Here is a 23998-nt window from a genome sequence, read left to right on the forward strand (position 1 = left end):
ACAAAATTGCATGGCTTTAGCAAAACAACTGATGGTGTACCCTGCAAATCGGCTAGAAGATTTAGCCGTGTTACTCAATCATGTGTTGAAACTTGGTCACCAAAATGACACGTTTGGGGTGCTTAACTCAGCTCAAGTGATTGTTGAGAACACAGGCATGCAGCACTGGCTTAACACCCAATTAGCCACCCAGAATGGCATTGCAATGAACATTGACTACCCTTTACCCGGTAAGTTTGTGTGGCAACTAGCGCGACAACTATTGGGAGACACTGAGGTGCCTCAACAACCACCTTATCAACGTGAGGCACTGGTTTGGCGTATTGATGATGTATTGGCTAGTGACGCGATACGATCTAATAATGAATTCTTCGAGGCGAATCGCTATTGGCAGTCAGAAGCTTCTGGGTCTGCAACAACCTCTCGCACTGCCAATGACTTGCTGAAGCGCTTTCAGCTTGCCAGTGCCTTAGCTGATTTATTTGAGCAATATATTCTTTACCGCCCCGATTGGCTCAAGCAATGGCAAATTGATGGCCAAAATGACCATCAAGTACAGCATTGGCAAGCTCAATTGTGGGCTATTTTGTGCCGGCAAGATGGACGTCATCCCATAGACATCCAGCACAAGCTAATGGGGTGTTTGTCGCAAATGTCTGGCGCTGAACCCAACACATTGCCGCAACAAATTTGTTTATTTGCACTTAACACTATGGCACCGGCCACCTTGGACGTTTTCTCAGCCTTGGCACAACATACTCAAGTGCACGTGTTTCACTTGAATCCCTGTGCGGAGTACTGGGGTCATATCCAGTCTGAAAAAGCCATTGCTGCAACGCAACTTAAATATTGGTTGGCACAACAAGATGATCAGGTGCTAGTCGATGGTGGTAATCCTTTGCTGGCTAATTTAGGCAGTCAAGGCAAAGAGTTTTTCCGATTATTACAACAGCAAGACAGTTATAATATTGATGCTTTCGAAGACGCTGAGCCACATTATCGTGAAACCAGTTTATTAATGTTGCATCAGTTACAACAGGATATTTTACACCTCAAGGACGCCTGCGAGGATCAGCAGGACAAAACAGATAACAGCCTAGTTTTCACTAGCGCATCGAGTGCCTTGCGAGAGTTACAAGGTTTGCACGATTGGTTACTAGGCCAGTTCAATCAAGACCCCAGTCTTAAACCCAGTGACATATTAGTCATGTGTCCACAGGTAGAAGACTACGCTGCCTATGTGGGTGCAGTGTTTGATACTAATGGGTTTCAATTGGGTTATGGGACGGACGCTAAAAACCTAGAAACGCCTCAGTTACCTTGTTCAATTGCAGACCGCAAACCGCAAGATGCAGAGCCTTTAGTGGCCGCTTATTTGCAATTATTGCACTTACCCGACAGCCGCTTTCAAGTCACCTTTATATTAGACTTGCTGCGTTTACCTGCCATGCAACGCAAATTTAATATTACCTCTGTAGAACTTGATACCATCGCCGTATGGTTGACCAACGCTTCTGTGCATTGGGGTATAGATGAGCATCATAAAGCCAGTACCTTAGGCCAAGTACAAGCAACCAGCACCTATAGTTGGTCGTGGGGGCTGAAACGCTTGTTGCTTGGATTTGCCCAAGGTGATCAGGTCCCACATTATCAAGATGACTGGTTGCTGGATGATGTAGAGGGCAACCAAGCGCTGCTGTTAGGGCGCCTAATGCAGGTGCTTGAACAGTTGCAGTGGCATGCAAAAAACCTTAATACTCCCCGCACTGGTGAGGCTTGGAGAGGTTATCTGACGGGTATCATTGATGAATTTTTTACCGACGATCACACCTCTGAGCGCAATGAAGAACAGGCCAAAGAAAGCTTATCAACTGCCATTGGTAATATGGCCATGTGGGTTGAACAAGTGGGGTATAGTCAAGCCATAAGTTTGGAAGTGGTGCGCTATAGCCTCACACAAAAGTTATCGGTGGCAAGTAGCAGCCAAGCATTCATTACTGGAAAAATCACCTTTTGCTCTATGGTGCCCATGCGCAGCATTCCCTTTAAAGTGGTGGCCATGTTGGGCCTTAATGATGGTCAATATCCGCGTCAATCTAAACCATTAGACTTTGATTTAATGGCACAAGAAGAGCGCAGGGTTGGAGATCGCTCGCGGCGCGGGGATGATCGTTACCTATTTTTAGAAGCCATGATCAGTGCACGTTCTTGTTTATATTTGAGTTATCAGGGTACTGATAGCAAAAATAATTCCCCACGCCAGCCGAGTTTAATTTTGTCAGAATTAATGGACTACCTTGCAAGAGGTTATGGCTGGGACTTTGACCCAAAATCGCCGAGCTCGATGATCCGTCAGTTACCCCTGCATAGCTTTAGTAAAGCCAACTTTGCTGCACAGTCTCATCCGAGTTTTGAAAGCGCTTGGTTGCGTTTATTACAAGCGCAAGCAAGTGACGAAAACACCCCTGCTTTAGGCCTTTTACCATCAACTAAACCGATTAAAATTAGTGATCTAGTGCGTTTTTTAGAAAATCCTGGCCGTTGCTTTGCCAATCAAAGTTTAGGCTTGTATTTACACGATTATGATCTTGATTTAGAAGATAATGAACCTTTTAATAGTTCCAAGTTGGTTGAGTACAAGCTGCGTGACCAAATGTTATCAGCTGTTTTATCTGATGAACCCGAAGCCTGTGAGTTGGTAAGACAGGAATACCAACTGAATGGGCAGTTACCAGAAAGCCATCTAACAGACAACATAATCCAAACCAGCCTAGAGCAAGCAGAGGAGTTAGTTGATGAATTGCGCAAGCGTGATTATGAAGAGCTCCAAAACTATCCAGTGTCACTGGATATTGCGGGCGTAACTATAGCAGATCAAATCGCTTTGCTGGGCGACCCTGCCGATGACAATAGTACAATAAAAACGATTCTCACAAGGCCGACTAAGTTCAAACCTAAGGATAGGCTTAACCTTTGGCTGACCAGTTTAGTGGCGCAAGTGGCTTTTGAACAGCCAGTGTCTGGTGTTTCTGTGCACTTAGAAAAAAACTTAGAACTGCAGGGGTTAGAAAATGCCACAGACCAGTTGAGTAAAGTCATAGAAATCTACAAACTCGGGTTAAACCAAGCTTTGCCATTAGATGCTGAACTGGGCCTAGACTTTTTAAAAGTGGATCCACATGACACCGATAAGCGCCTCAGCCAGTGGCAGAAAAAATGGCATCACCATAAGTATAGCCAAAGTTTTGATTTCTCAAGTGATCCTTATAGACGCTGGTTGTGGCCACAAGCCCCTTTGTTAGATGATTGGCATGAGTCCTTTGCTGAGATTTACCAGCCTATGGTGGATTGCATTAAAGAGGTGAAGCATGCCTAAGCTAGACTTAACTCATCTAACCTTGCAAGGCCGTCACCTTATCGAAGCGAGCGCGGGCACGGGCAAAACCTTTAGTCTCACGCGTATTTATTTGCGTTTGTTGATCGAGGAAAAAATCCCTGTAGAACAAATCTTATTAATGACTTATACCCGAGCGGCGACGCAAGAGTTACGCGGACGCATCGCAGACATCATACGTGAAGCCCAAAGATACTGGGACAATGACACTAACACAGACACAGATGAGTATTGGCAGCACCTGTACAACAACATAGAGCCTGAACAAGCAAAACTATTGTTGCACCAAGCCCTTCTCAATCTAGATCAAGCCGCCATATTTACTATCCATGGGTTTTGTGGGCGCGCCCTGCAGCAATACGCTTTTACCAGCCAAACGGGGCTGGAGGTCGTGTTAGAAACCAACACCCGAGACCTAGCCTACACCAGCTTACAAGACTGGCTGCGGGTGGTCATGCATGACCCTGAGCGATACCAGCAATTAGAACAACAGGGTTGGCATACACCAGAAGGGTTTTGGGATGCCTTTAGTAATGCCTTATTAAGCCCAATGCCAGTTTTTGCTGCCGCTGAACAAGTATGGCATGAAGCATGGTACACCACCAAATTAGCAGTGCGTGAAAGCTTGCTCTCTTTAGAAATAGACATGATTCAAGCCACTATGAGTGATGCTAAAACTAAGGACGTTCGGCTGGTTCAATGGCAAGACTTATTAAGTTGGCTGGGCACCAAGGAGTTTGGGCCTGCCTCAAAAGATCATTTAGCCTGCCTGAGTGGGAGAAGATTAAGTAAAGCACCTGATTTAAAGGATGTTATCCCTGCTCTGTCTAAGCGGATTAATGCAGCAAGCTTCAAAGATAACTACTTGATTTATGCTCAACAAGCGGCTACCGCACCTTTAGTTTTAGAAGCAGTGCAAGGGGTGAGAGAGGCTTACAAAAAGGCCAAACACAAACAGCAAATTATGGAGTTTGATGATCTGGTAAGGCACTTGTCTGAGTGTGTTAACGACTCTCAAAATGAAGCCCTTGTTGATGCTCTACGAAAGGCCTATCCCGTTGCTTTGGTGGATGAATTCCAAGATACGGATGGGCATCAATATGCCATTTTAAATCGTCTTTACGGGCCCCCTAGCAATGGCACAACATTATTTATGATTGGGGATCCAAAGCAGGCCATTTATGGTTTTAGAGGTGGTGATATACACACCTATTTAAAAGCTGCACAAGCCACCGATGATATTTGGCACATGGACACTAACTGGCGATCTAGCCACGCCATGGTGGCAGCTTACAATCGTTTATTTTCTGTGCAGAGCAGCATTCGACAAGTGTTTGGCAATGGCATTGACTATGTCCCAGTGAAAGCAAGTAATGGCGCCAAGGCTAACGTTGCTAACAACCCCAAAACAGAGGGCGCGGCCCTAACCTATGTTTGGCTGCCTAAAGCATTAACGACCAATGATCATAAACAACAGCACATTGCCCGTTGGTGTGTGGCTGAAATTCAAAAAATATTGCAGCAAGGACAGTTTAAAGCGGCTGACATTGCCCTTTTGGTAAGAGGCGCAGGCGAAGCACAGGCTTTACAAACGGCTTTAAAGCAGGCCCATATAGCCAGCGTATTCATTAGTGATCGAAGCAGCGTGTATGCCAGTACTGAAGCCATTGAAATGGTCAGGCTATTAAATGGTGTGCTGCACTGCGAAGACCCACGACAGTTGATGCGGGCGGCCAGCACACACCTATGGGGTGGCAGTGTGGCTGTGTTGGCTCGGTTAAATCAGGACGATTCATATTTAATCAGCATAAGAAGCCAAATGTTGCAATTACGCCAGTTGTGGCTAAGGCAGGGGGTTATGGCCCTTATCACACAGCTACTTAAACAGCGTGCTGTGCCACCAACTCAAAACAAAGAACGTTACATGACCAATATGGTGCAATTAGCAGAGCTGTTACAAAAGGCATCCAATCAAGCTAGTTCAGCTCTTTTGCTGGTGGAATGGTTACAGCAGCAGTGTCAGGCAGAGCATGCAGATACCAGTGCTGAATTGCGTTTAGAAAGTGATGCCAAGTTAATTCAAATCGTGACCCAACATGGTTCTAAAGGCTTGGAATATCCAGTCGTATTTATTCCCTTTGCCAGTCAAGCCAAAGACCCTCTTAAGTGGGGCACCAAAAAAATACAACTGTTCCCCTATTATCACGAGCAAGAGCAATGCCCTGCGCTAATGATTGGTCGAGACCCTGAAGTGAGTGATGCGGCTATAATAGCGGCCGAAGAAGAGGCTTTGCGTCTATTATATGTGGCAGTAACCCGTGCGCAGTATAAATGTTATCTGCCCGTGAGTAACTTTAAGGACGCCGAGAGGTCACCCTTAGGGCAGTTATTATTTGGCAAAAACACACCAGATGATGCGCTGGGTTGGCCCGAGGCCTTAGAACAATTAACTGACCCCAAAGACTCAGAGTTACGCAAAATTGAAGAAGGTGATGTGCACATGCCTTCAATGCAAGGCCCCACAAGTCACTTAGACTCAAACCTAGTCACACAAAGCTTTACTGGCCAAATTGATACTAATACTCATTTATTGTCCTACAGTGCGATAGTGCGCCAACTGAATTATGGTGCATATGTTCAGCAACCCAGCGCCAAAGACCAATCAGATGGCATTAGCCAAATGGTAGTTGCTAGCCAAAGTATAGGTTCCAAGGAACTGCGTTTTACTTTAGCCAAAGGCAAGAATAGTGGTTTGTTGCTGCACGACATCCTTGAACAGGTGGATTTTGCCAACCCTAGTTGGCCCAGTGCCATGGAAGTACCTCTGGCAAAATACCATACTATAGTAGGTATTCAGCAACATGACGCTGACAAAGTGGTGGCTTTGCAATCGTGGTTAGAAGAGTGTTTGAAAGCGCCATTACCTGCCATTAATGACCCTGACAGCGCTGCATTGGATGTGACTTTGGGCTTGACCTTGGGGCAACTATTGCCTCATCAGACCTTGCGAGAAGTGGAGTTTTACTTCCCACTGCAACAGGCTAAACAATCCACCTTGGGGCAAATATTGAGCCGACATCGGGGTGGTTTGCCAAGTGCATTGCCGAGTCACCCTGTGCTTCAAGGCATGATGCATGGCTTCATAGACTTGGTATTCGAAGATAATGGGCGCTTTTTTGTGGCAGATTATAAATCTAATCATTTGGGTGACATGCTTGAAGATTATCACCTAGATGCCATGTTAGAGGCTAACCAGCAGCATTATTATGACTTGCAATATTTGATCTATAGCTTGGCGCTGCATCGCTACCTTAAGCAAAGAATGCCCCATTATGATGCTCATCAGCATTTTGGTGGCGTGTATTATTTATATCTGAGGGGTATGTCACCTAAATCATCTACAGGCGTCTTTTCTAAGGCCATTAGCCTAGAAGAATTGACAGAACTTGATGATTTATTTGCTGGAGTATCCATATGATCGTGCCTAATTTAGTCCCTACGGCAATACTGCACAAAGATTATGCTGGACTGGAAGCTATTGATGGGTTTTTAGCTACTCAGTTGTGCCAAAGTCTGGGTAGCCAAAACGCTATTATGCAGCATTTAATTATGGCTTTGAGTCGTGCGCTGCGAAATGGGCATAGTTGCCTACCCTTGGCTGATATAGCCGGTCAAACCCTTTGGTCTGCCGTGAGCGATATTCGAACGGGAACTGGGGCCGCGCCTGGTTATACATTTGATGCTTTTAGTGTGCTCATGGATAGTGCACAGAGTTGTGCCATTACTGCAACAGATGAGGCCCCGTTAGTGTTAGACAACGAGAGACTTTATTTACGCAGGTACTGGTGCTTTGAGCAACAGGTAGCCCAGCACTTATTGCAGCGCATGCAAGTCCATCCCCTATCAGCAGCACAACAAATGACTGCAGACTCATTATTAGCTCAGCTCTTCGATAAGTCAGCAGAAGCCCAAGTAGACTGGCAGGCTAGGGCTGTTGAAGAGGCATTAGTGCGCCAAGTCAGTGTGATTTCGGGTGGCCCGGGCACAGGAAAAACCCATACTGTGGCGCGTTTGTTATTAGCTTTGCAGGCCATCAATGACAGGCCTCTGAGCATTGCGATGGCAGCCCCCACGGGCAAAGCCAAGGAGCGTTTGGTGGAATCAATTAATAATGCCAAGACGCAATTACTGAGTAAAGGCATAGATCAGAGCCTCATAAAGAGTATTCCAGATACTGCCCACACCTTGCATGGTTTGCTGGGTCTGCGTCCTAATAGTCATGGGGCAAGACACCATAAGGCCAATCCACTGGCCATCGATCTATTGCTGATAGATGAGGTGTCCATGGTTGATTTGCCTATGATGGCACGGCTGTTAGATGCCCTACCAGAGCACTGCAAGCTAATTTTAGTGGGTGATGCGCAACAATTGCCGTCGGTGGCTGCGGGTTCTATTTTAGCCGACATTCCACCTCATGTTATTAGTTACTTGCATACAAGTCATCGCTTTAAAGAACAAAGTGGCATTGGGGTTTTAGCCCAACAGGTGATGAATAATCAAGCACAAGAAAGTTGGCACACATTGACAAACAGTGAGGACCTTAGCTTAATTGCAGACTCAGAGTTTGAGGCTTGGCTAGAGCACATGTGTGATCAACATTTTGTGCCTATGTTAAAGGCGAAAACCTTAAATGAAGCCTTTGCCTGTTTAAACCAGTTTAGAATTCTGGCAGCCACGCGCCAAGGCGATCTGGGCATAGAAGGGTTAAACACGCAAGTAGAGCGATTATTAAGTCGGCGTTTGTCACAAGTACGTTTAGCACAAAACTACCACGGTAAACCGGTGATGGTCACCAAGAATAATCACGCTTTAGGTTTGTTTAATGGTGACATTGGGATTATGTGGCAGACAGAAAAGGGAGCGCTGGATGTGTGTTTCTTGCAGGCCGCAGAAGTGCGAAAAGTGGATGTGGGGTTATTACAAGACTTAGACGCTGTTTATGCCATGACGATCCATAAAACTCAGGGCTCAGAGTTTGAGCATGTGGCGCTGGTGGTGGCCCCTCAAGCTGAGCGGTTGTTGTCTTCTCAGTTGCTGTACACGGCGATTACTCGAGCAAAAACCACTTGTAGTGTTAAGGTGAGTAAGCCTGTGTGGTGCAAAGCGGTCGCTAACAAAACGCAACGATGGTCTGGACTTCGGGCCTTACTCAGTTGATCTATTAAGCGGCTACAATATGAGAAATGCTTTTACCGATGGCGTCAAATAAAGACAGGGCCCGAGCTGCAGGCACAAGGGAGCGTTGTCTAGAGTCGTCTGTGGCATCAATATTCAAGTAGTCTAAATCAATTAGCTTTTGGATAGACTTGCGCAGTGTGTAACGCGAACCTAAGTATTTTAGGCTCATGCCATCTTCCATAAAAACGCACCTCCCATGACTGTGCTCTCGCGTGATGTGTTCTAACACTTGTAATTCTCGGTCGCCTAGACCAGCTTTATGATCCCCTTGTATGCCGGTGCGGATAGCATTTGAAACACTTAAGGCGATATTTTAATAGTCTTGCATAAAAGCTCCTTATTTTCATATTAATCAAATATATCATTTAAATGATAGTGTGTTTTTCATAATATGCTATTAAATAGGCTGTATTTTTGTAACTATTATTTGAAAGAAATACTGAGGTGCGATTAGCGTAATATTCGGTTGATCAAAATCTGCTCAAACAGTACCTTCAAGGTGGGGTCTTCAAGTTGCTGATCAAATAATGTTGGGTCAGGTAATGTGTAAGTTTTTTGGCGCACTATAAGGTAGGGGTCATTATTTTGTCCGACACTAAAGCACACCTTGGGAAAACGTTTTAAACATTGATTAAAAAAAGTCATATTGTTGGCTATAGCCATGCGCTTTGAACTGGGGTAAACCTGGGCCAAGCTTTGCGCATAGATATTAATTTTTTGATAACGCTCAATGTTCACAAACACCATCGGGTCGAATACCTGCATGCCCTTTTGGTTGCCGATGACACTGGTTAATGGGAACTGCCCTTCGGCCACACTATTGTCGAAAAAACTGAACTCATATCGGGGGCTAGTATGCGCAAGCCATTTAAATATGAGCTTTGGAATACCCTGGTAGGCTTCCACGCTGTGTCCTAAAAAGTCTTCCACAGATTTATATCGGCCGCGCTGTTGGCCTCTGATCCAGCCCCGCTCCACTGTCGCCTCAGGCGGTGTAATCACAAAGTACATGTACATAATATGAGCATATTTAGCGTAGGTGCCATGCAATACCTTTTGCACCTGTTCTGTTGAAAAACTATCAAATCTAAAGCGATCCACTAGAATATTAGGAATCGTCTGATCTTGTTGGCTCTTGCGTCTAATGTAGCGGTCTAGTTTGGCGTCTATGATGTTGACTTCGTTACTGGTAAATCGGCCTGAGTACTTATAATGGGGGCCAAGTGATTCATAGTCTAACAATTGGCGACGCCAGATATCAGGACTAATAATGCCGTATAAAGAAGACGCAATACCCCGTTGGGCCATGGTTTTCTTTAATAAAGGTCTTAGGGTGCTTTTACCTGCCGCAGAGGCCCCTTTAAGGCTAATAATGATGGGTTTGTCTACGCGGGGTATTAATTGGTATTCATGGGCCAGTACAGCGGCGTCAATGGCAGGTTCGATTAACTTACCAATAACAAAGCTACCATAATTATTGAGCACATGGCGACAGATAATGCGGCTCATAAACCCTTGGTCATTGCCGATCAAACCCCGTGTTGAGGCCACAGAACCGAGTATTTGATAACTGCTTTTGTAAACCGCTTTAAGCAAAGGGTCGGCAAGGGCAAGGCCTGTTTTTTTAAGTTGGTTAATGGCTTTAAATTGAATTTCTTCACTACTTAATGGGCAGGGTGTAATGGCCTTTTTTTTACCCCAAGGCCATAAGCTTTTTTTTATAGGGGCGATCACTTTGGCATCTAACATGACTTCTTCAGACAGTAATCGGTCTACTTCTCGCTTTACTGAGAGAGACAGACTGTGGAACTCGTGCTCAATATGGTCATACAAAGGGGCAATGTGTTGATCTAAAATACCATTAGCAATGTGACGAAAATTAATGCCCAAGTCTTCTTCGTGCTCGGCTTCTGGAATATGAATATTCGCACCCACGCGCACAATCAGTTCATGCATCACCAAGCGCTTTGCAGTAAAACCCACCAAATGCTCAGGCTTTAGTCCCGTTAAACTCGCAATTTCTTGGACTTCATCGTAGTGGGTATAAACGTTAGGAGCCTGAAAAATAGTTTCTAAAGCACTCAGTTCCCTAGGTAAATTAGCGCTTAACCCTGGATTCCATGCAGTGAACTCTTGTTGTTTTGGCATCTATGGCGCCTAGCATGAGTTAAATAACCATATGTATAGCAGGTTTTAACAAGCACGTCAGTGCAAACGGCTGCCAAATTACTTGCATGTGGCTGCTAAATGTCTGCATTGGGGTTATGGGTTTGTACTCATGTTAGGAACACATAAGGCATGCTCATACCAACTAATACCGAGGCTTCAACCTTTAAAAAACCAAAAACAACCCCATTAAACTTACTTTACATCCTTCCACAAACCATTATTAAACACTATGACTTACGCCCTAGAAATCAACCAATTGTGCAAAACTTATGACAATGGCTTTGAGGCCCTAAAAGGCATTAGCTTAAAAGTAGCGCAGGGTGATTTTTTTGCCTTACTTGGCCCTAACGGAGCAGGTAAGTCCACCACTCTAGGGGTCGTATCGTCTTTGGTAAATAAAACCTCCGGATCGGTCAAAGTCTTTGGCCATGACTTAGATATAGACATGAGTCAGGCCAAATGTATGATGGGAGTGGTGCCGCAAGAATTTAATTTTAACATGTTTGAGAAAGTGCAGGATGTGGTGGTGCAGCAAGCAGGTTACTATGGCATCCCACGGGATGAGGCCTTAAAACGCACAGAACAGCTTCTAAAGCAATTAGGTCTGTGGGATAAACGTGCCGATGCGTCTCGCAATCTATCGGGGGGTATGAAACGCCGCTTAATGATTGCCCGGGCTTTAGTCCACAGACCTAAATTACTCATCTTAGATGAACCCACTGCTGGTGTTGATATCGAACTTCGCCGCTCTATGTGGGCATTCTTAACTCGTATTAATGAACAAGGCACCACTATCATCCTTACCACCCATTACCTGGAAGAGGCTGAAAACTTGTGCCGCAATATTGCCATTATCGATGGGGGCGATATTATTAAACTCAGCCCTATGCGGGAACTGCTAAAAACCATTAATACTGAAACCATTGTGCTCGATTTGAAACAAACACTCACACAAGCGCCAGACATAGAGGGCTATCAGCTACAGTTGATCAATGATACCCGCATAGAGGTCACTCTGCACCAAGGTCAAGATATCAATCGTGTGTTTGCAGCCCTGTCGGCTGCTAGTATTGAAGTGATCAGTATGCGTAATAAGACCAACCGATTAGAAGAGCTGTTTGTGAATTTAGTGACTAATAATAAGACTGACTTGAAAGGGGTAAGCGCCTAATGTCGGCCTATGAAATTTATATCGCTTATGCCACTATTGTGCGTAAAGAAATTCAGCGTTTTATGCGTATTTGGGTACAAACCCTGTTACCACCATCCATTATTATGGTGCTGTATTTCATTATTTTTGGCAACTTAATTGGCACTCGAATTGGTCAAATGGGGGGCTTTGACTACATGCAATTCATTGTGCCCGGGTTAATTATGATGTCTGTCATTACTAACTCCTACGGTAACGTTGTATCCTCCTTCTATAGCACTAAATATCAAGGCAGTTTAGAAGAGATGTTAGTGTCGCCGATGCCCAATTGGGTCATATTAGCGGGTTACATCACAGGTGGTGTGGCTCGTGGTTTGGCCGTAGGAACGATTGTGACGAGTCTGTCATTATTTTTCACTCAGCTAGAAATTTATAATTTAGGCATTATCATATTGGTCGTACTGATGACCTCTATCTTGTTTAGCTTGGGTGGCTTTATCAACGCCGTGTTTGCCAATAGCTTTGATGATATATCCATTGTTCCAACTTTTATTTTGACCCCCTTAACCTACCTTGGGGGCGTTTTTTATTCGATTGATCTACTGCCTGATTTTTGGGCTGGAGCATCATTATTGAATCCTATTTTATACATGGTCAATGCCTTCCGCTATGGTATTTTAGGTGTATCTGATATTGCTATGGGCTATGCGCTGTCAGTTATTAGTGTCTTTATCGTGGTCCTCTTTAGATACTGCATGTACCTATTACATACGGGCAAGGGCATTCGTAAATAGACCTGTGTTTTGGAGATAATTATGCAACAAAACGACTTTATAGAAGCCTCACCTTTGGGTAAAGAGAGCGCTTATGTGAATGAATATTCACCTCAATTACTGTTTCCTATTCCACGCAATAAGCCTTGGCACCCTAAGTTCAGCAAGCGCCCTTTTTACGGCATTGATGTTTGGAACGCCTTTGAGGTGTCTTGGCTTAATAAAAAAGGCTTGCCACAAATGGCCTTGGCAGAGTTTCGGATTCCTGCCGATAGCCCAAATATTGTTGAGAGTAAATCTTTTAAATTGTACTTGAACTCATTTAATCAAAGCACTATGGCCAACATCGCTCATGTGCAGCAACACATGACCGAAGACCTAACAGCTGCAGCTGGGGCGCCAGTGCAAGTGACGTTATTCAACTTGTGTGAGAAGGCCATGACAGTCTTGCCTACTCCAGGAGTAAACATCGATGAGCAAGATATTGAAATTAGTACCTATACGCCTGATGCTCGTTTGTTGATGGTTGATAGCAGTGCCTATCGCACAGAAATTTTGCACAGTCACCTGCTTAAAAGTAATTGCCCAGTCACGGGTCAACCTGATTGGGCTACGCTAGTGGTAGAGTATGAAGGTCCTTCTATTGATCAAGCGGGGCTGCTTGCCTATATTGTGTCTTACCGTGATCATGGCGACTTTCACGAACAATGTGTAGAACAAATATTCCTCGATATAAAAGCCCAATGTAAACCGGGTCAACTGACCGTTTATGCGCGCTACCTAAGGCGCGGAGGTTTGGATATTAACCCTTATCGATCTACTCGGCCTTTAGCGCCAAGTAATCATCGAACTGAACGCCAATAAGTATGGAAAGGTAATTTTTATGGAACTATTACAAGGCTTACTCAATCGGGTTTCAATTCAAAGACTAGAGTCACCACCACCAACCAAAGCTCAGTTAGAAGTGATGCTGCAGGCGGCATTGCGAGCGCCAGATCATGCCAACCTAAAGCCATGGCGCAGTGTCATGGTGGCAGGAGAGGGGCTCACAGAGTTGGGGGCAATTTTGCACCAAGCGCAACTCGAGCGTGCTCCAGAAAGTGATGCACAAACATTAGAACGGTGTATCAAAATGCCTCACCGAGCGCCTAGTATTTTGGTGTTGATCGCAAGTCCTAAAAAGCACCCAAAGGTGCCCGAAGCAGAGCAAATACAAGCCACGGCGGCTGCAGGGCACGCTATTTTATTGGCAGCCCATGCGCAACATCTTGGAGCTGTGTGGCGCACGGGTTGGGTGGTCAGCCATCCCATGGTGCGTGAGGCGTTTGACGTGACTGCAGATGAGCAAATTATTGCTATGATTTATTTGGGCACGCCTTCAGTAACACCCAAGCCAGCGCCTATAATTAGCAGCCAAGACTTTATTAAACACTGGCATTAGTGCGTTGAATTCTATTGCTTTTTATGCAGTAAAAGCATAGAATCTGCGCCTTCAAATGGTGAGGTGTCCGAGTGGCCGAAGGAGCACGCCTGGAAAGTGTGTGTACCGCAAGGTACCGAGGGTTCGAATCCCTCTCTCACCGCCAAATTCCCCTGAGAATACTCAGGTAACTTATTGAAATGTATATGTAATCTCACTAATCCAACTGAGACGGTAGACATTTCTGAAGACATAAATCCCCCTTAAGCATCTAACCAACCTTTTGACACCAAAATTGGTACATGCCTGCAAAGGCATGGGGATGTGCTTGCTCATAGGCGTGCCATTTTATTAAATCATAAGCATCGTCCTCGCCTGAATTAGTTCGCTTAAAATCCTGGGTGAGGGTTCCCACTTCGAAACCACAGAATTTAAGGTCTAACTCAGTTAAACAATGCTGTATTTGAGGCATTGTGAAGCGGTGTTCTTGTACATGAAATAACAGATCCCGCAATGATCCGATGCTATGAAAATCAGGACTGGATATGATTAATTGATGGTGCGGAGCCTTTGAACTAATGACTTCATTTCTGAATCTCTTCAAGCCAATGTCATCTGTCCCCATGCCTAATTGTTGGATTTCCTCGCGCATCTTTACAATATGCTGTCTTGCTAACTCACTATACAATCCAATCTTCATTAAACCTCCTGCCTTGAGGCAACTTACCAAAACTTTCCAGCCAACCATTGGCTTTTCCATGTGATGCAGCACACCACTACTTTCGATGATATCGAACGTTTTATTGAGCTGACCTAAATCTAAAAGGTCAGCTTGCATGTACTCTAGATTTTGCACTCCTAATGCTTCCGTTTTTCGTTGGGCATAAGCCAAACTAGATAAACTGAGATCAATGGCCAGAACTTTAGCATTCTTAAACCTTGCTGCTGTATCAATTGAATGTTGGCCAGTTCCACAGCCAGCAATTAAAATCGTCGGGGCCTTAACCTCAATAATGCTATGCTCAAAGAGTCTAATCTTTAACACTTTAACTACTTTAGCGATGGGCGCAGGTGATAAACTGCACCCTAAGTCAATCCATTTAGGATAAGGGCTTTCCTCATATTGATCTCTGACTTTTGAGGACACTTTATTGCATAGTTCTTTTAGTATTGGAATTTTAGTTTTTAGGTAGTGTTCTTGCTGTGGTTCGAACACTTGCATCGCCAACACTGCTTGCAGATCTTGAGTTAAACTTAATTGGCCACACCACTGATACTGGTGTAGGGCTTTATAGGAACCTAAGATAAGGATCTGTTGAGGACTTGGCTGAACGCCTTTCAACAACGCCTGCTCAACTAATGTTTCTAAGATTGTCAGTGATTTAGTTTCCTCATCAGTTTGATGGTAGAGGTAGTCGTTGGCAAAACATTGCAATGCTAAGGCGGATAAAAAACGCAGGGTTTTAGGAGCTGCTGAAATATTATCAACAGACATTAGCAATGTTGATCTAGCATTAGTCAGGGTTTTTTCAAAGGCTAAATCGCCCAGTGGGCAAAGGGTCATTAATTTTAAAAAAAGGGGTTCTTCATCCACATTGGCTATCAGCCTTTCGAATAATTGAAGGTCTTCGCCTGATACATGCGTGCTAAGAATTTCTTTTACAGCAGGCTCAAGCTTTAAAAGGCTCAATGCAGCTGCAGCTATATCCTTGGGTCTGGCTTGATTGGCTGATTCAAGCATTGAGTGGATGATGCTTTTTAAATCAGAGTCTGGCCTTGTGAACACCACATTCTGAAGGGACTTACCTAAGTTTCGATAGGCATCCCCATGACCAGGATTTATTTTTATCGCACGTTTGTAACTTTCAATCGCGGCTGTTAGCTTGCCCATATCTTTGAGTGCATTACCCATATTGTTATGCGCATTATGCAAGTTAGGATTAATCTTTATGGCCTGCTTATAGCTTTTAATTGCAGCTCCAAGGTCACCCATGTCCTTTAGGGTATTTGCCAAATTATAATAGGCATCTGCATAGTCTGGTTTAATGAGAACGGCCTGTTTGTAAGCCTGTATGGCGCCCTTAAGATCACCCTTGTTTTGCAGGGCACTCGCCATATTGTAATACGCCTCCACAAACTTAGGATTAACTTTGATCGCTATTTGGTAGTAGTCGATAGCCCTGTCAAATTGCAATAACCCTGCGCATGCAGCCCCAGCAATATTACATAGGATCACTGAGTGGGGGTAGGCCTTTAGGGCACTAGTTGCGCCAGTTAAAGCTTGTTGAAGATACCCTTTCGTGTAGGCACTAACAATATCCCTTTGTTGATTTAATGGAGGGTCTTGGGGCTTCTCTTTATTGGTCTGTATGTCAGAAATTATATGCTCTAAGCGATCAAGCCCCACACTTTTGATACCATTATTTTGTGCCTGACTGAGCGCATCTTGGGCATCATTGATGTGATCTAGCTTAATTAATGCTCCAATATAACGCAGCCAGAATTGATTATTTTTGGGGCGGCTTTCTAAGGCTCTTTTGAAGAAAACGAGGGCGGCTTGCGCGTTGCCGGCACTTTCAGCTAATAACCCCATATTATGATTGGCATGAGCATGCCTAGGTTGAACACCTAGAATGTCAGTGAAATGCTTGTTGGCTTTTTGAATTTGGCCATTTTTTCGCGCTTCAATTCCTTTTTGAAGGGCTTGCTCGAGGGTTAGTTTCATCAGTCAGCCCATGATGAATTCATTTGGGCCAGAGTATCACTGAATACCAACGTTTTAAAAGCCTTAAATTTAACTGGCAGCGCCAGTAATCATCAACACTGGGTTACTTTTTTTACCACATGCTTGGCTATTTATAATCTGGCATAGGGCATAGGGCATAGGGCATGGGGCATGGGGCATGAGTCATGAGGCATGGGCGCATTGGCAGAGGTTACAAGCTGTGGATAATTCAGATTAGGGTCGTTTTAATTATGAGGGTATTACAGAGCGTATGCCTGAAAAAAGACCAACACTTGATTTCACCTCATTGCCCTATAACTCTTTACCCTATAACTCACTAACCCATAAATAGGCGCTTTAAAGTTTACTAATCTATTGGGGGTGGGTTAATGATCAGTAAATCGCTACTCCAAGTCATAGTTGGGGCCAGTTGAGGCTTACCCAGCAGATAACCTTGGAATAATTTTGCGCCACATGCCTTTGCTGTGGCTAGCATGTCATAGGTTTCAATACCCTCATAAATAAGCTGGATACCTTTGGCCTCAAAATACTGGTGCACGTCAGCAAGTTGACTGATAAAGTTAGGCTGGTGGAACTGGGAAGCAAACCAGAGTCCGTCTATTTTCACATAGTCAGGATTAATAGATTCGACCCGTCTCGCATCGGAATATAAGGTACCGTAATCATCAATGGCAATTTTTATGTTTAATGTGTGAAAGTGCTCCACCATAATATTAAGGGTATCATCACTTAAAGCCTTAGCTTCTGTGATTTCAATAACAATATTTTTCTTTGACAAAGACAAGGGCGCTATTTTTTCTAACATTAAGTCAATTTCATAAACTGATTGTTCTGGATTATTGTATTTACTAGGATCCAAATTGATAAAAAGACGCACGTCTGGCTGCTTTAAGGTATGGACGTTTTTTAAGTGCAAGGCTCTGCACATAAACTCAATAAAGAAGTGATCACACTCATCTACTTGTTTAAAAAATGTGAGTGGAGGTATTGCTTGTGAACTACGAGAAGGCCTAATAAGACCCTCGAATGCAAACTGTTGAAACCCCTCGCCATGACTAGCGAAAATGGGTTGGTATGCTGACTTAAGGGTAAAGGGCCCATAACGGCCAGTAAAAACCCCGGATGGTTCTTGAACTATTGCCTCATCTACAAATTGTGGTCGGTCCATAACATCACTCCCCGCCTGATCCTGTCCAGGGTAAAAATAAGGTTGCTGACATCGTGCTGCGTTGTTTAGAGGTTAACTTGCATCAATTTAGATTAGCATAAAAACCCATATCAATACTGCTTTTAACATTTAGCTTTGAACTTTGAACTTTTACCTGTGGTTTTTATTATAACAGGGCATAGAATGGCACAGGAGCAGATTAATTGCTGGCAATATGGAAAGCCTAAGAGCAGTAATTTAACGGATTTTTAGAGCTTGGAAATCAACTTTGATTGAGTCATTGGCTCACACATTTGAATGTAAACGGGTTATTTTATCGTTTGATTTACCAACTCTTGTAGAGTATCTTTGGCGGCTCAAGATAAAGGCTTTTAAAGCGCTGCCTTGACATACGAGAAGGGGAGTTTCAGCTCACCTAATTTTATTCAGTCGCAGCCTATGAGGAGTTTTTATGCGCAAACAGATGGGTCAGTCCACTCAAAGTATTTGGGGTGGAGAGCAAGAACATGAACTTTTCGAACGCTCCACACAAGTTCCAGTAGTTCACAGCGTATCCTTTGCTTACAAAGACATTGATACCTGGCAGAAAGTAGCCCTTGGCCAAGAGCCTGGGCACATTTATTCTCGCAATACCAACCCCACTGTACGAGCTTTTGAAGACAAAGTTAAAACCCTTGAAGGTGCTCAAGCAGCTACTAGCTTTGCCTCGGGCATGGCGGCCATTAGCAACACGCTAGCCACCTTTGTTCAACCTGGTGATCGCATCGTGTCTATTAAAGACAGCTATGGTGGCACCAACGTTATTTTTAATGAGTTTCTGCCCCCTTTGGGTATTGATGTTGCTCTGTGTGAAACGGGTGATTATGTTCAGCTTGAAGCTGAAATTGCTAAAGGTTGTCGTTTGCTCTACCTCGAAACCCCAACCAACCCCACCATTAAAATAACAGATATTAAACGCTTAGCCGCCAAAGCCCACGCTGTGGGCGCATTGGTGGTGGTTGATAATACCTTTGCGACCCCCATCAATCAGCTGCCTTTAGAACTTGGTGCAGACATTGTTCTGCATTCTGCTTCTAAGTACTTAGGTGGCCATGCTGATGCTTTAGGAGGGGTGATTTGTGGCTCTCACGAACTGGTTGAAAAAGTTTATCATTACCGTGAAATAAATGGTGCAACCCTGGCTCCTATGGATGCCTACAGTTTGTTACGGGGCATGAAAACCCTTAAATTGCGGGTTGAACGTCACAATAGTAATGCCATGGCTATCGCCCATTATCTGCAAAGCCATCCCATGGTAGAGCAGGTCAATTATCCAGGTTTAGCATCCCATCCTGGTCACGATATTGCCAAGCAGCAAATGTCTGGTTTTGGGGGCATGCTTAGTTTCTCAGTAAAAGGTGGTCTAGAGGCCATTAAGTTATTTCTACCCAAGCTTCAATTTGCCCATATGGCGGCCAACCTTGGTTGCGTAGAAACAGTGGTAGGCCCACCAGTAACCACTTCTCACGTTGAGTGCAGTGCTGAAGAACGGGCTGCTGCAGGAATACCAGAAGGATTGGTGCGCTATTCGGCTGGCATTGAGGATATCGAGGACCTAATCGCTGATTTAGAGCAAGCTTTGGGTGTGCTTAAATAGGAAGTCTTTAAAGGCTCTTGTTTGGGCGCGTGGTGCTAAACGAGCACAGAAAAAGATAAAGCCAATACCCCTTTCACATTGGTATTTGTCTCACCTTGGGCAAGTTGTGCCAAGGCACTGTGAATTTGTGTATCAATATAACTTGCGGCCAGTGTGGAGGACATGTTGGTCTTGAACTCTCCCTTTTCCTTGCACCGCTCAATCCACTCTTGATAAGTCATTAATACCCAAGCTTGAATAGCATCAATTTTCTCTTGTGCGCCGCTGGTAAGGTGCATGCGAGATTGGCGCATCTTGACCATAAGGCAACCACTGTTAGGTTTACATGCTTCATCTTGCACAGTGACAAAATCGACTAAGTGATTAAGCGTTTCTTTAAATGGCTTATCTAAAGTCAGCATCTCAAACATAGGCTTGAGCACTGTCTCCTCGTAGCAGCCTAGGGCTGCAATCATCAATCCTTCTTCATTATTGAACTCACGGTACAGGCCAGGTTTTGAGACCTGAGCTTTTTTGCATATTTCATTCACAGACACGGTATCTACCCCATTCTGCCAGTAGGTATGCATGGCCACATCTAACACATGATCTCGATCAAAGGTTTTAGGGCGACCTCTTGAGGCTTTAAAAAAATCACACGTCATACTTTTGGATCTTAATGTAAGTTAATGAAAGTTATTGAAAGTTATTGAAAGTCCGCTTCACAAAACCTTAAGCTCGAGACTAATATACCAACTATTGTGGATTTTTTCTATCCCAACTAACGCGCAACACGCTAAGTGTTTTGCACCCAAAGCCTAGGCTTGGGAGCCCTTTGATAGCATTTGATCAAAGTCTTGGATAGCATTGACGCGGATCTATTATTTATTAAACTGGCAGTTAGTTAGTCCATTATTTTATTTGGCCGTTTGGACAAGGTTTTAATGCAATACAAATATCAGTTCAACAATGATAATTCGTGACGAAATTAACACGATTTTTGGCCCTCTAATCGGGTCGCTAACAAAAAATTTATTCAAAGGTGCACAATGATCAGTAGTGAAGATGCCCCAGCCATGCCATTGCTAAAGTTGATGCATATCCTAGGGTATGCTGGACTAATACCCTTTGGTATCCCGGTGTGTCTTATGCTAAATGATCTGTGGTTTGGGTCAGCGATTCGCAGTGGCATACCATGGGTCGTGCATGCGCCCGATATATTCATTAGCTACAGTGCTGTTATTTTAAGTTTTATGTGTGGCACTTTGTGGGCGGGTTGGCAAACGATCGGTAACAATCGACTAGCAAAGGGTGCTGTTTTAGTGAGTAATTTATTGGCGCTGAGTGCCTGGGGTGCTTTGTTACTTATGTTTATAGCGTCGGTGCCTAAGGTCTTTTGTGTTATCCTTCTTATGTTCGGTTTTATAAGCTTATTGACCGCAGAACGGATGCTTGGCACTGCAGTGATGGTTTACTGGCGCATGCGTTTATCTTTGACCGCTAGCGTCCTTATTTTACACCTTATAATGATCACGCTTGTGATAATGGAGTTTTAACAGTGGCACAATTAACCATTTTTTTTGATGGCGGTTGCCCTTTGTGTGCAAGAGAAATTAGACATCTTGAACGCCTTGATCATGCGAAGAATCTCGCCTTTGAAGACATTTATGCGCCTCTTTTTAGTGAGCGCTTCCCCCACATTGACCAACAGAAAGCGGACCAGATTTTGCATGGTCAATGGCAGGATGGCGGCATTATTTATGGCTTAGAGGTGACCTACCATTCATGGGTTTTAGTCGGAAAGGGGCATTGGGTAGCGATTCTTCGTTGGCCAATTTTTAAGCAATTAGCGCAACTAGGCTACCGTTTTTTTGCTCGATATCGTCATCGAATTTCTGCTCTGCTTACTGGTGAACCGCGGTGTGATCGTTGTGACATTGGTGGCCCTTCAAAATGACAGCAGAATTACCAAATTATGCCTTGGTCTTGGGAGCAAGTGGTGGCTTAGGTTCAGCATTGGTGGCCCAGTTTTTAAGTGACCCATCCATTGCCCGTGTGTTCGCCATTAGCAGGGCAGGGGAGTCAGATTCTATAAGGGTTTCAGTTGCCGAAGCTAATAAGCTTGTCTGGATCAAAACTGAATATGATGAACCGTCTATGGTCGAGGTGACCGAACAGTTAAAGCCCCATGCGGGTCAGTTTGGTCGGGTGTGTATTTGTCATGGGTTGTTGCACTCAGACACCATTTGGCCAGAAAAACGCCTTGAAGACATTAACGCTGAAAACTTACATGAGATATTTCAAAGCAATACGGTGGTGCCCGCGCTGTGGTTAAAATTATTTTTCAATTTGCTCAAGGGCAAACAGCCCTGTGTGGTGGCGACTTTGAGTGCAAGGGTAGGCAGCATAGGCGACAATCGTATGGGAGGATGGCACTCGTATCGGGCCTCTAAGGCTGCACTTAACATGGTATTGAAAAACATGGCCATTGAATATGGCAGACGCGCTAAAAACGTGAAACTAATTGCCTTTCATCCAGGGACAACAGATACATCACTTTCCAAGCCGTTTCAAGCGTCTGTGCCAAGTGACAAGTTGTTTACGCCCACCTTCGTGGCGTCACAGTTGGCTGGCATTATGAATAATGCTGATGTGGATGGGCAGCTGTCTTATCTTGATTGGAATGGTGAGATGATTAGTTGGTAGTTGGTAGTTGTTAGTTGGTAGCTGCTAGCTGGTAATTGTGTGATGAATGTATAGGTGCGCAATAGTGTTAAATGGACTAGCTATAACAAGACTCTCTTCAATACAGAAGTTCAAGAAATTACGAGTGACTTGTTGCTTTTTCGAGCTAGATATTTTAAATGTATGCTATTAATTGGATTATTATTCATGGAGTGACTCAAAGGCCATTGTCATAGGCCCACCCAATAGTGATGATGGGGCTACATATTGCTAACTCTTTGACTAGGTTGGTCTTTAAACTGTTGACTTTAGGCGTCAATTGCAATAAATTTGTAGCTTGGAAATATTCCTGTAACCGGTAGTCAGGGCGCCCGATAAAATGAATAAAATAAAATTTTTACCCTTCGTTGCGTTAACTTATGCAGTCTCAACCGTGGTAATTGCTGGAGGAGACGCGATCGATGCATCAACTAGTCTCATCGATTCTTCAGACACAGCGATTGTTGAGGCAACGCCCGTAGTTGAGGCTTTATCTTTAGACTCAAGCACGGTTGTTGAGGGTTTATCCCCTAAAGCAAGCGTTTCGACCGTGTCTGCTGCTTCTTCCTCAGCATTGGACTCCTCTAGTGCTTTGACTGACGGACAGTCCAGTGGTGGTTTTGAAGCCTTTGAAGACGAGCCAATTTTAATTGATATTTCATCACTTTTGGATCCAGACCGTATCGGACTGACCAACTTACAGTGGGAAGTTGACAGACTTGATGGAGTAGGCTGGATACCATTAAGTGGTGCTAATTCGCCTGTGTTTATTCCTCGCCAACAGCATGTGGGCTACAAGCTGCGTGCGCAATTGTCTTACACTGATGGCAAAGGGTCGATGGAAAACTTAATTTCTCCAGCAACTAGCCCAGTTCAAAATATTAATGATCCACCACTGGGCCAGCTTGAGATAATCGGTACGCCTATGGAAGCCAAAGTGTTGCGCGTCAATGTTACGGGCGTTCGAGATGAAGATGGTGCTGGTGTGACCTCATTTAAGTGGGAAGGATCACTGGATGGGATCTCTTGGACTCCATTGAGCAGTGGAGACAGTACCCTAGCTCTGAGCCAAGCTGAAGTGGGGCTCTACGTTCGTTCAATAGTGAGTTATGTTGATAAATATGGTCACCCAGAGTCGGTAACAAGTGAAATAGCCGGCCCCATAAGCAATGTTAACGATAACGTTGTGGGCACCCCAAGTATTTCTGGTATCGCTCTGGAGGGTGAGACCTTAACGCTGAAAATGGGTAACCTCACCGACCCTGATGGGGTTTTCACAGAAAGTATTTATTGGGAATCGTCAGTAGATAACATTTGGAGTCACATTCCTGGAGAAAATTCCAAAGATCTTCAACTGACGCGCTATCTCACTGGTGTCAATGTGCGTGCAGTCGTATCTATTGTTGACCGGTTTGGTTCCGTTGAAAAGACGGCTTCAGCCCAAGTAGGCCCAGTCGAAGCCATTAACGTCCGACCTTCGGGCATGTTAATGTTGAAACGAACAGCTAACTAAAGCCTGCTTTTCACTTATCCTAACCTGCGCGCAATGTGTAGGTTAGGAATCTATCTTCGGTAATACATTTATTTTTTAAACCGATTTT

The 23998-nt window shown here is 44.3% G+C and carries 17 protein-coding genes and 1 tRNA gene; 13 read left to right on the forward strand and 5 right to left on the reverse strand.

Annotation, left to right across the window (positions count from 1 at the left end):
• Positions 1-10 precede the first annotated feature (10 nt).
• Genes recC through ABXT59_RS03045 form a run of 3 tightly spaced genes read left to right on the forward strand, consistent with a single transcriptional unit; the run spans position 11 to position 8611 of the window.
• Positions 11-3376 carry an exodeoxyribonuclease V subunit gamma gene (recC, locus tag ABXT59_RS03035; protein WP_443637606.1) on the forward strand — a complete coding sequence of 1122 codons (3366 nt, stop codon included), beginning with the start codon at positions 11-13 and terminating at the stop codon, positions 3374-3376.
• The gene (gene recB / locus ABXT59_RS03040) at positions 3369-6872 is read left to right on the forward strand and encodes an exodeoxyribonuclease V subunit beta (protein ID WP_443637608.1); all 3504 of its coding nucleotides are present in this window, start codon (positions 3369-3371) and stop codon (positions 6870-6872) included. The genes recC and recB overlap by 8 nt, the downstream gene beginning before the upstream one ends.
• Positions 6869-8611: an AAA family ATPase gene (locus ABXT59_RS03045; RefSeq protein ID WP_443637610.1), complete on the forward strand. Its 1743-nt coding sequence runs from the start codon at positions 6869-6871 to the stop codon at positions 8609-8611. The genes recB and ABXT59_RS03045 overlap by 4 nt, the downstream gene beginning before the upstream one ends.
• A gap of 4 nt (positions 8612-8615) precedes the next feature.
• On the opposite strand, the gene ABXT59_RS03050 is transcribed toward ABXT59_RS03045, so the two are convergent.
• Both ABXT59_RS03050 and ABXT59_RS03055 read right to left on the reverse strand, forming a co-directional pair.
• On the reverse strand, positions 8616-8801 hold the full coding sequence (locus ABXT59_RS03050) for a hypothetical protein (RefSeq protein ID WP_443637612.1): 186 nt from the start codon (positions 8799-8801) through the stop codon (positions 8616-8618).
• Positions 8802-9082: 281 nt separating this feature from the next.
• A complete protein-coding gene (locus ABXT59_RS03055) occupies positions 9083-10780 on the reverse strand; it encodes a hypothetical protein (RefSeq protein ID WP_443637613.1) in 1698 nt (565 codons plus the stop codon).
• 250 nt (positions 10781-11030) lie between these two features.
• Here ABXT59_RS03055 and ABXT59_RS03060 point away from each other — a divergent pair, with 250 nt between their 5' ends.
• The 5 genes from ABXT59_RS03060 to ABXT59_RS03080 all read left to right on the forward strand — a co-directional run bounded on the left by ABXT59_RS03060 (position 11031) and on the right by ABXT59_RS03080 (position 14310).
• Entirely contained in the window at positions 11031-11972 is a 942-nt protein-coding gene (locus ABXT59_RS03060) for an ABC transporter ATP-binding protein (RefSeq protein WP_443637614.1), read from the forward strand.
• Positions 11972-12745, forward strand: a complete 774-nt coding sequence (locus tag ABXT59_RS03065; protein ID WP_443637616.1) for an ABC transporter permease — start codon at positions 11972-11974, stop codon at positions 12743-12745. The genes ABXT59_RS03060 and ABXT59_RS03065 overlap by 1 nt, the downstream gene beginning before the upstream one ends.
• Positions 12746-12766: 21 nt before the next feature.
• A complete protein-coding gene (gene queF / locus ABXT59_RS03070) occupies positions 12767-13588 on the forward strand; it encodes an NADPH-dependent 7-cyano-7-deazaguanine reductase QueF (protein ID WP_443637618.1) in 822 nt (273 codons plus the stop codon).
• A 19-nt stretch (positions 13589-13607) separates the two neighbouring features.
• Positions 13608-14165, forward strand: a complete 558-nt coding sequence (locus ABXT59_RS03075; protein ID WP_443637619.1) for a nitroreductase family protein — start codon at positions 13608-13610, stop codon at positions 14163-14165.
• 57 nt (positions 14166-14222) lie between these two features.
• Positions 14223-14310 (forward strand) — tRNA-Ser (locus ABXT59_RS03080).
• A 105-nt stretch (positions 14311-14415) separates the two neighbouring features.
• Here ABXT59_RS03080 and ABXT59_RS03085 read toward each other — a convergent pair.
• Both ABXT59_RS03085 and ABXT59_RS03090 read right to left on the reverse strand, forming a co-directional pair.
• Positions 14416-16869 carry a tetratricopeptide repeat protein gene (locus ABXT59_RS03085; protein ID WP_443637620.1) on the reverse strand — a complete coding sequence of 818 codons (2454 nt, stop codon included), beginning with the start codon at positions 16867-16869 and terminating at the stop codon, positions 14416-14418.
• A 367-nt stretch (positions 16870-17236) separates the two neighbouring features.
• A complete protein-coding gene (locus ABXT59_RS03090; protein WP_443637621.1) occupies positions 17237-18058 on the reverse strand; it encodes an EAL domain-containing protein in 822 nt (273 codons plus the stop codon).
• Between the two features lie 451 nt (positions 18059-18509).
• Here ABXT59_RS03090 and ABXT59_RS03095 point away from each other — a divergent pair, with 451 nt between their 5' ends.
• Positions 18510-19694, forward strand: a complete 1185-nt coding sequence (locus ABXT59_RS03095; RefSeq protein ID WP_443637622.1) for a cystathionine gamma-synthase family protein — start codon at positions 18510-18512, stop codon at positions 19692-19694.
• A gap of 35 nt (positions 19695-19729) precedes the next feature.
• Here the strand turns inward: ABXT59_RS03095 and ABXT59_RS03100 are convergent, their stop codons facing one another.
• Positions 19730-20338: a TetR/AcrR family transcriptional regulator gene (locus ABXT59_RS03100; RefSeq protein WP_443637623.1), complete on the reverse strand. Its 609-nt coding sequence runs from the start codon at positions 20336-20338 to the stop codon at positions 19730-19732.
• A 384-nt stretch (positions 20339-20722) separates the two neighbouring features.
• Between ABXT59_RS03100 and ABXT59_RS03105 the strand changes: the two genes are divergently transcribed.
• The 4 genes from ABXT59_RS03105 (at position 20723) to ABXT59_RS03120 (ending at position 23910) form a co-directional block, all read left to right on the forward strand.
• A complete protein-coding gene (locus tag ABXT59_RS03105; protein ID WP_443637625.1) occupies positions 20723-21229 on the forward strand; it encodes a DUF3429 domain-containing protein in 507 nt (168 codons plus the stop codon).
• A 2-nt stretch (positions 21230-21231) separates the two neighbouring features.
• The gene (locus ABXT59_RS03110) at positions 21232-21630 is read left to right on the forward strand and encodes a thiol-disulfide oxidoreductase DCC family protein (protein WP_443637626.1); all 399 of its coding nucleotides are present in this window, start codon (positions 21232-21234) and stop codon (positions 21628-21630) included.
• A complete protein-coding gene (locus ABXT59_RS03115) occupies positions 21627-22379 on the forward strand; it encodes an SDR family NAD(P)-dependent oxidoreductase (protein ID WP_443637627.1) in 753 nt (250 codons plus the stop codon). Before ABXT59_RS03110 ends, ABXT59_RS03115 begins: the two co-directional genes overlap by 4 nt.
• A gap of 358 nt (positions 22380-22737) precedes the next feature.
• A complete protein-coding gene (locus tag ABXT59_RS03120) occupies positions 22738-23910 on the forward strand; it encodes a hypothetical protein (RefSeq protein WP_443637628.1) in 1173 nt (390 codons plus the stop codon).
• Positions 23911-23998: the final 88 nt, after the last annotated feature.

It is taken from the genome of Candidatus Njordibacter sp. Uisw_058 (genome assembly GCF_047730065.1).
Taxonomy (GTDB): Bacteria; Pseudomonadota; Gammaproteobacteria; order Pseudomonadales; family Balneatricaceae; genus Njordibacter.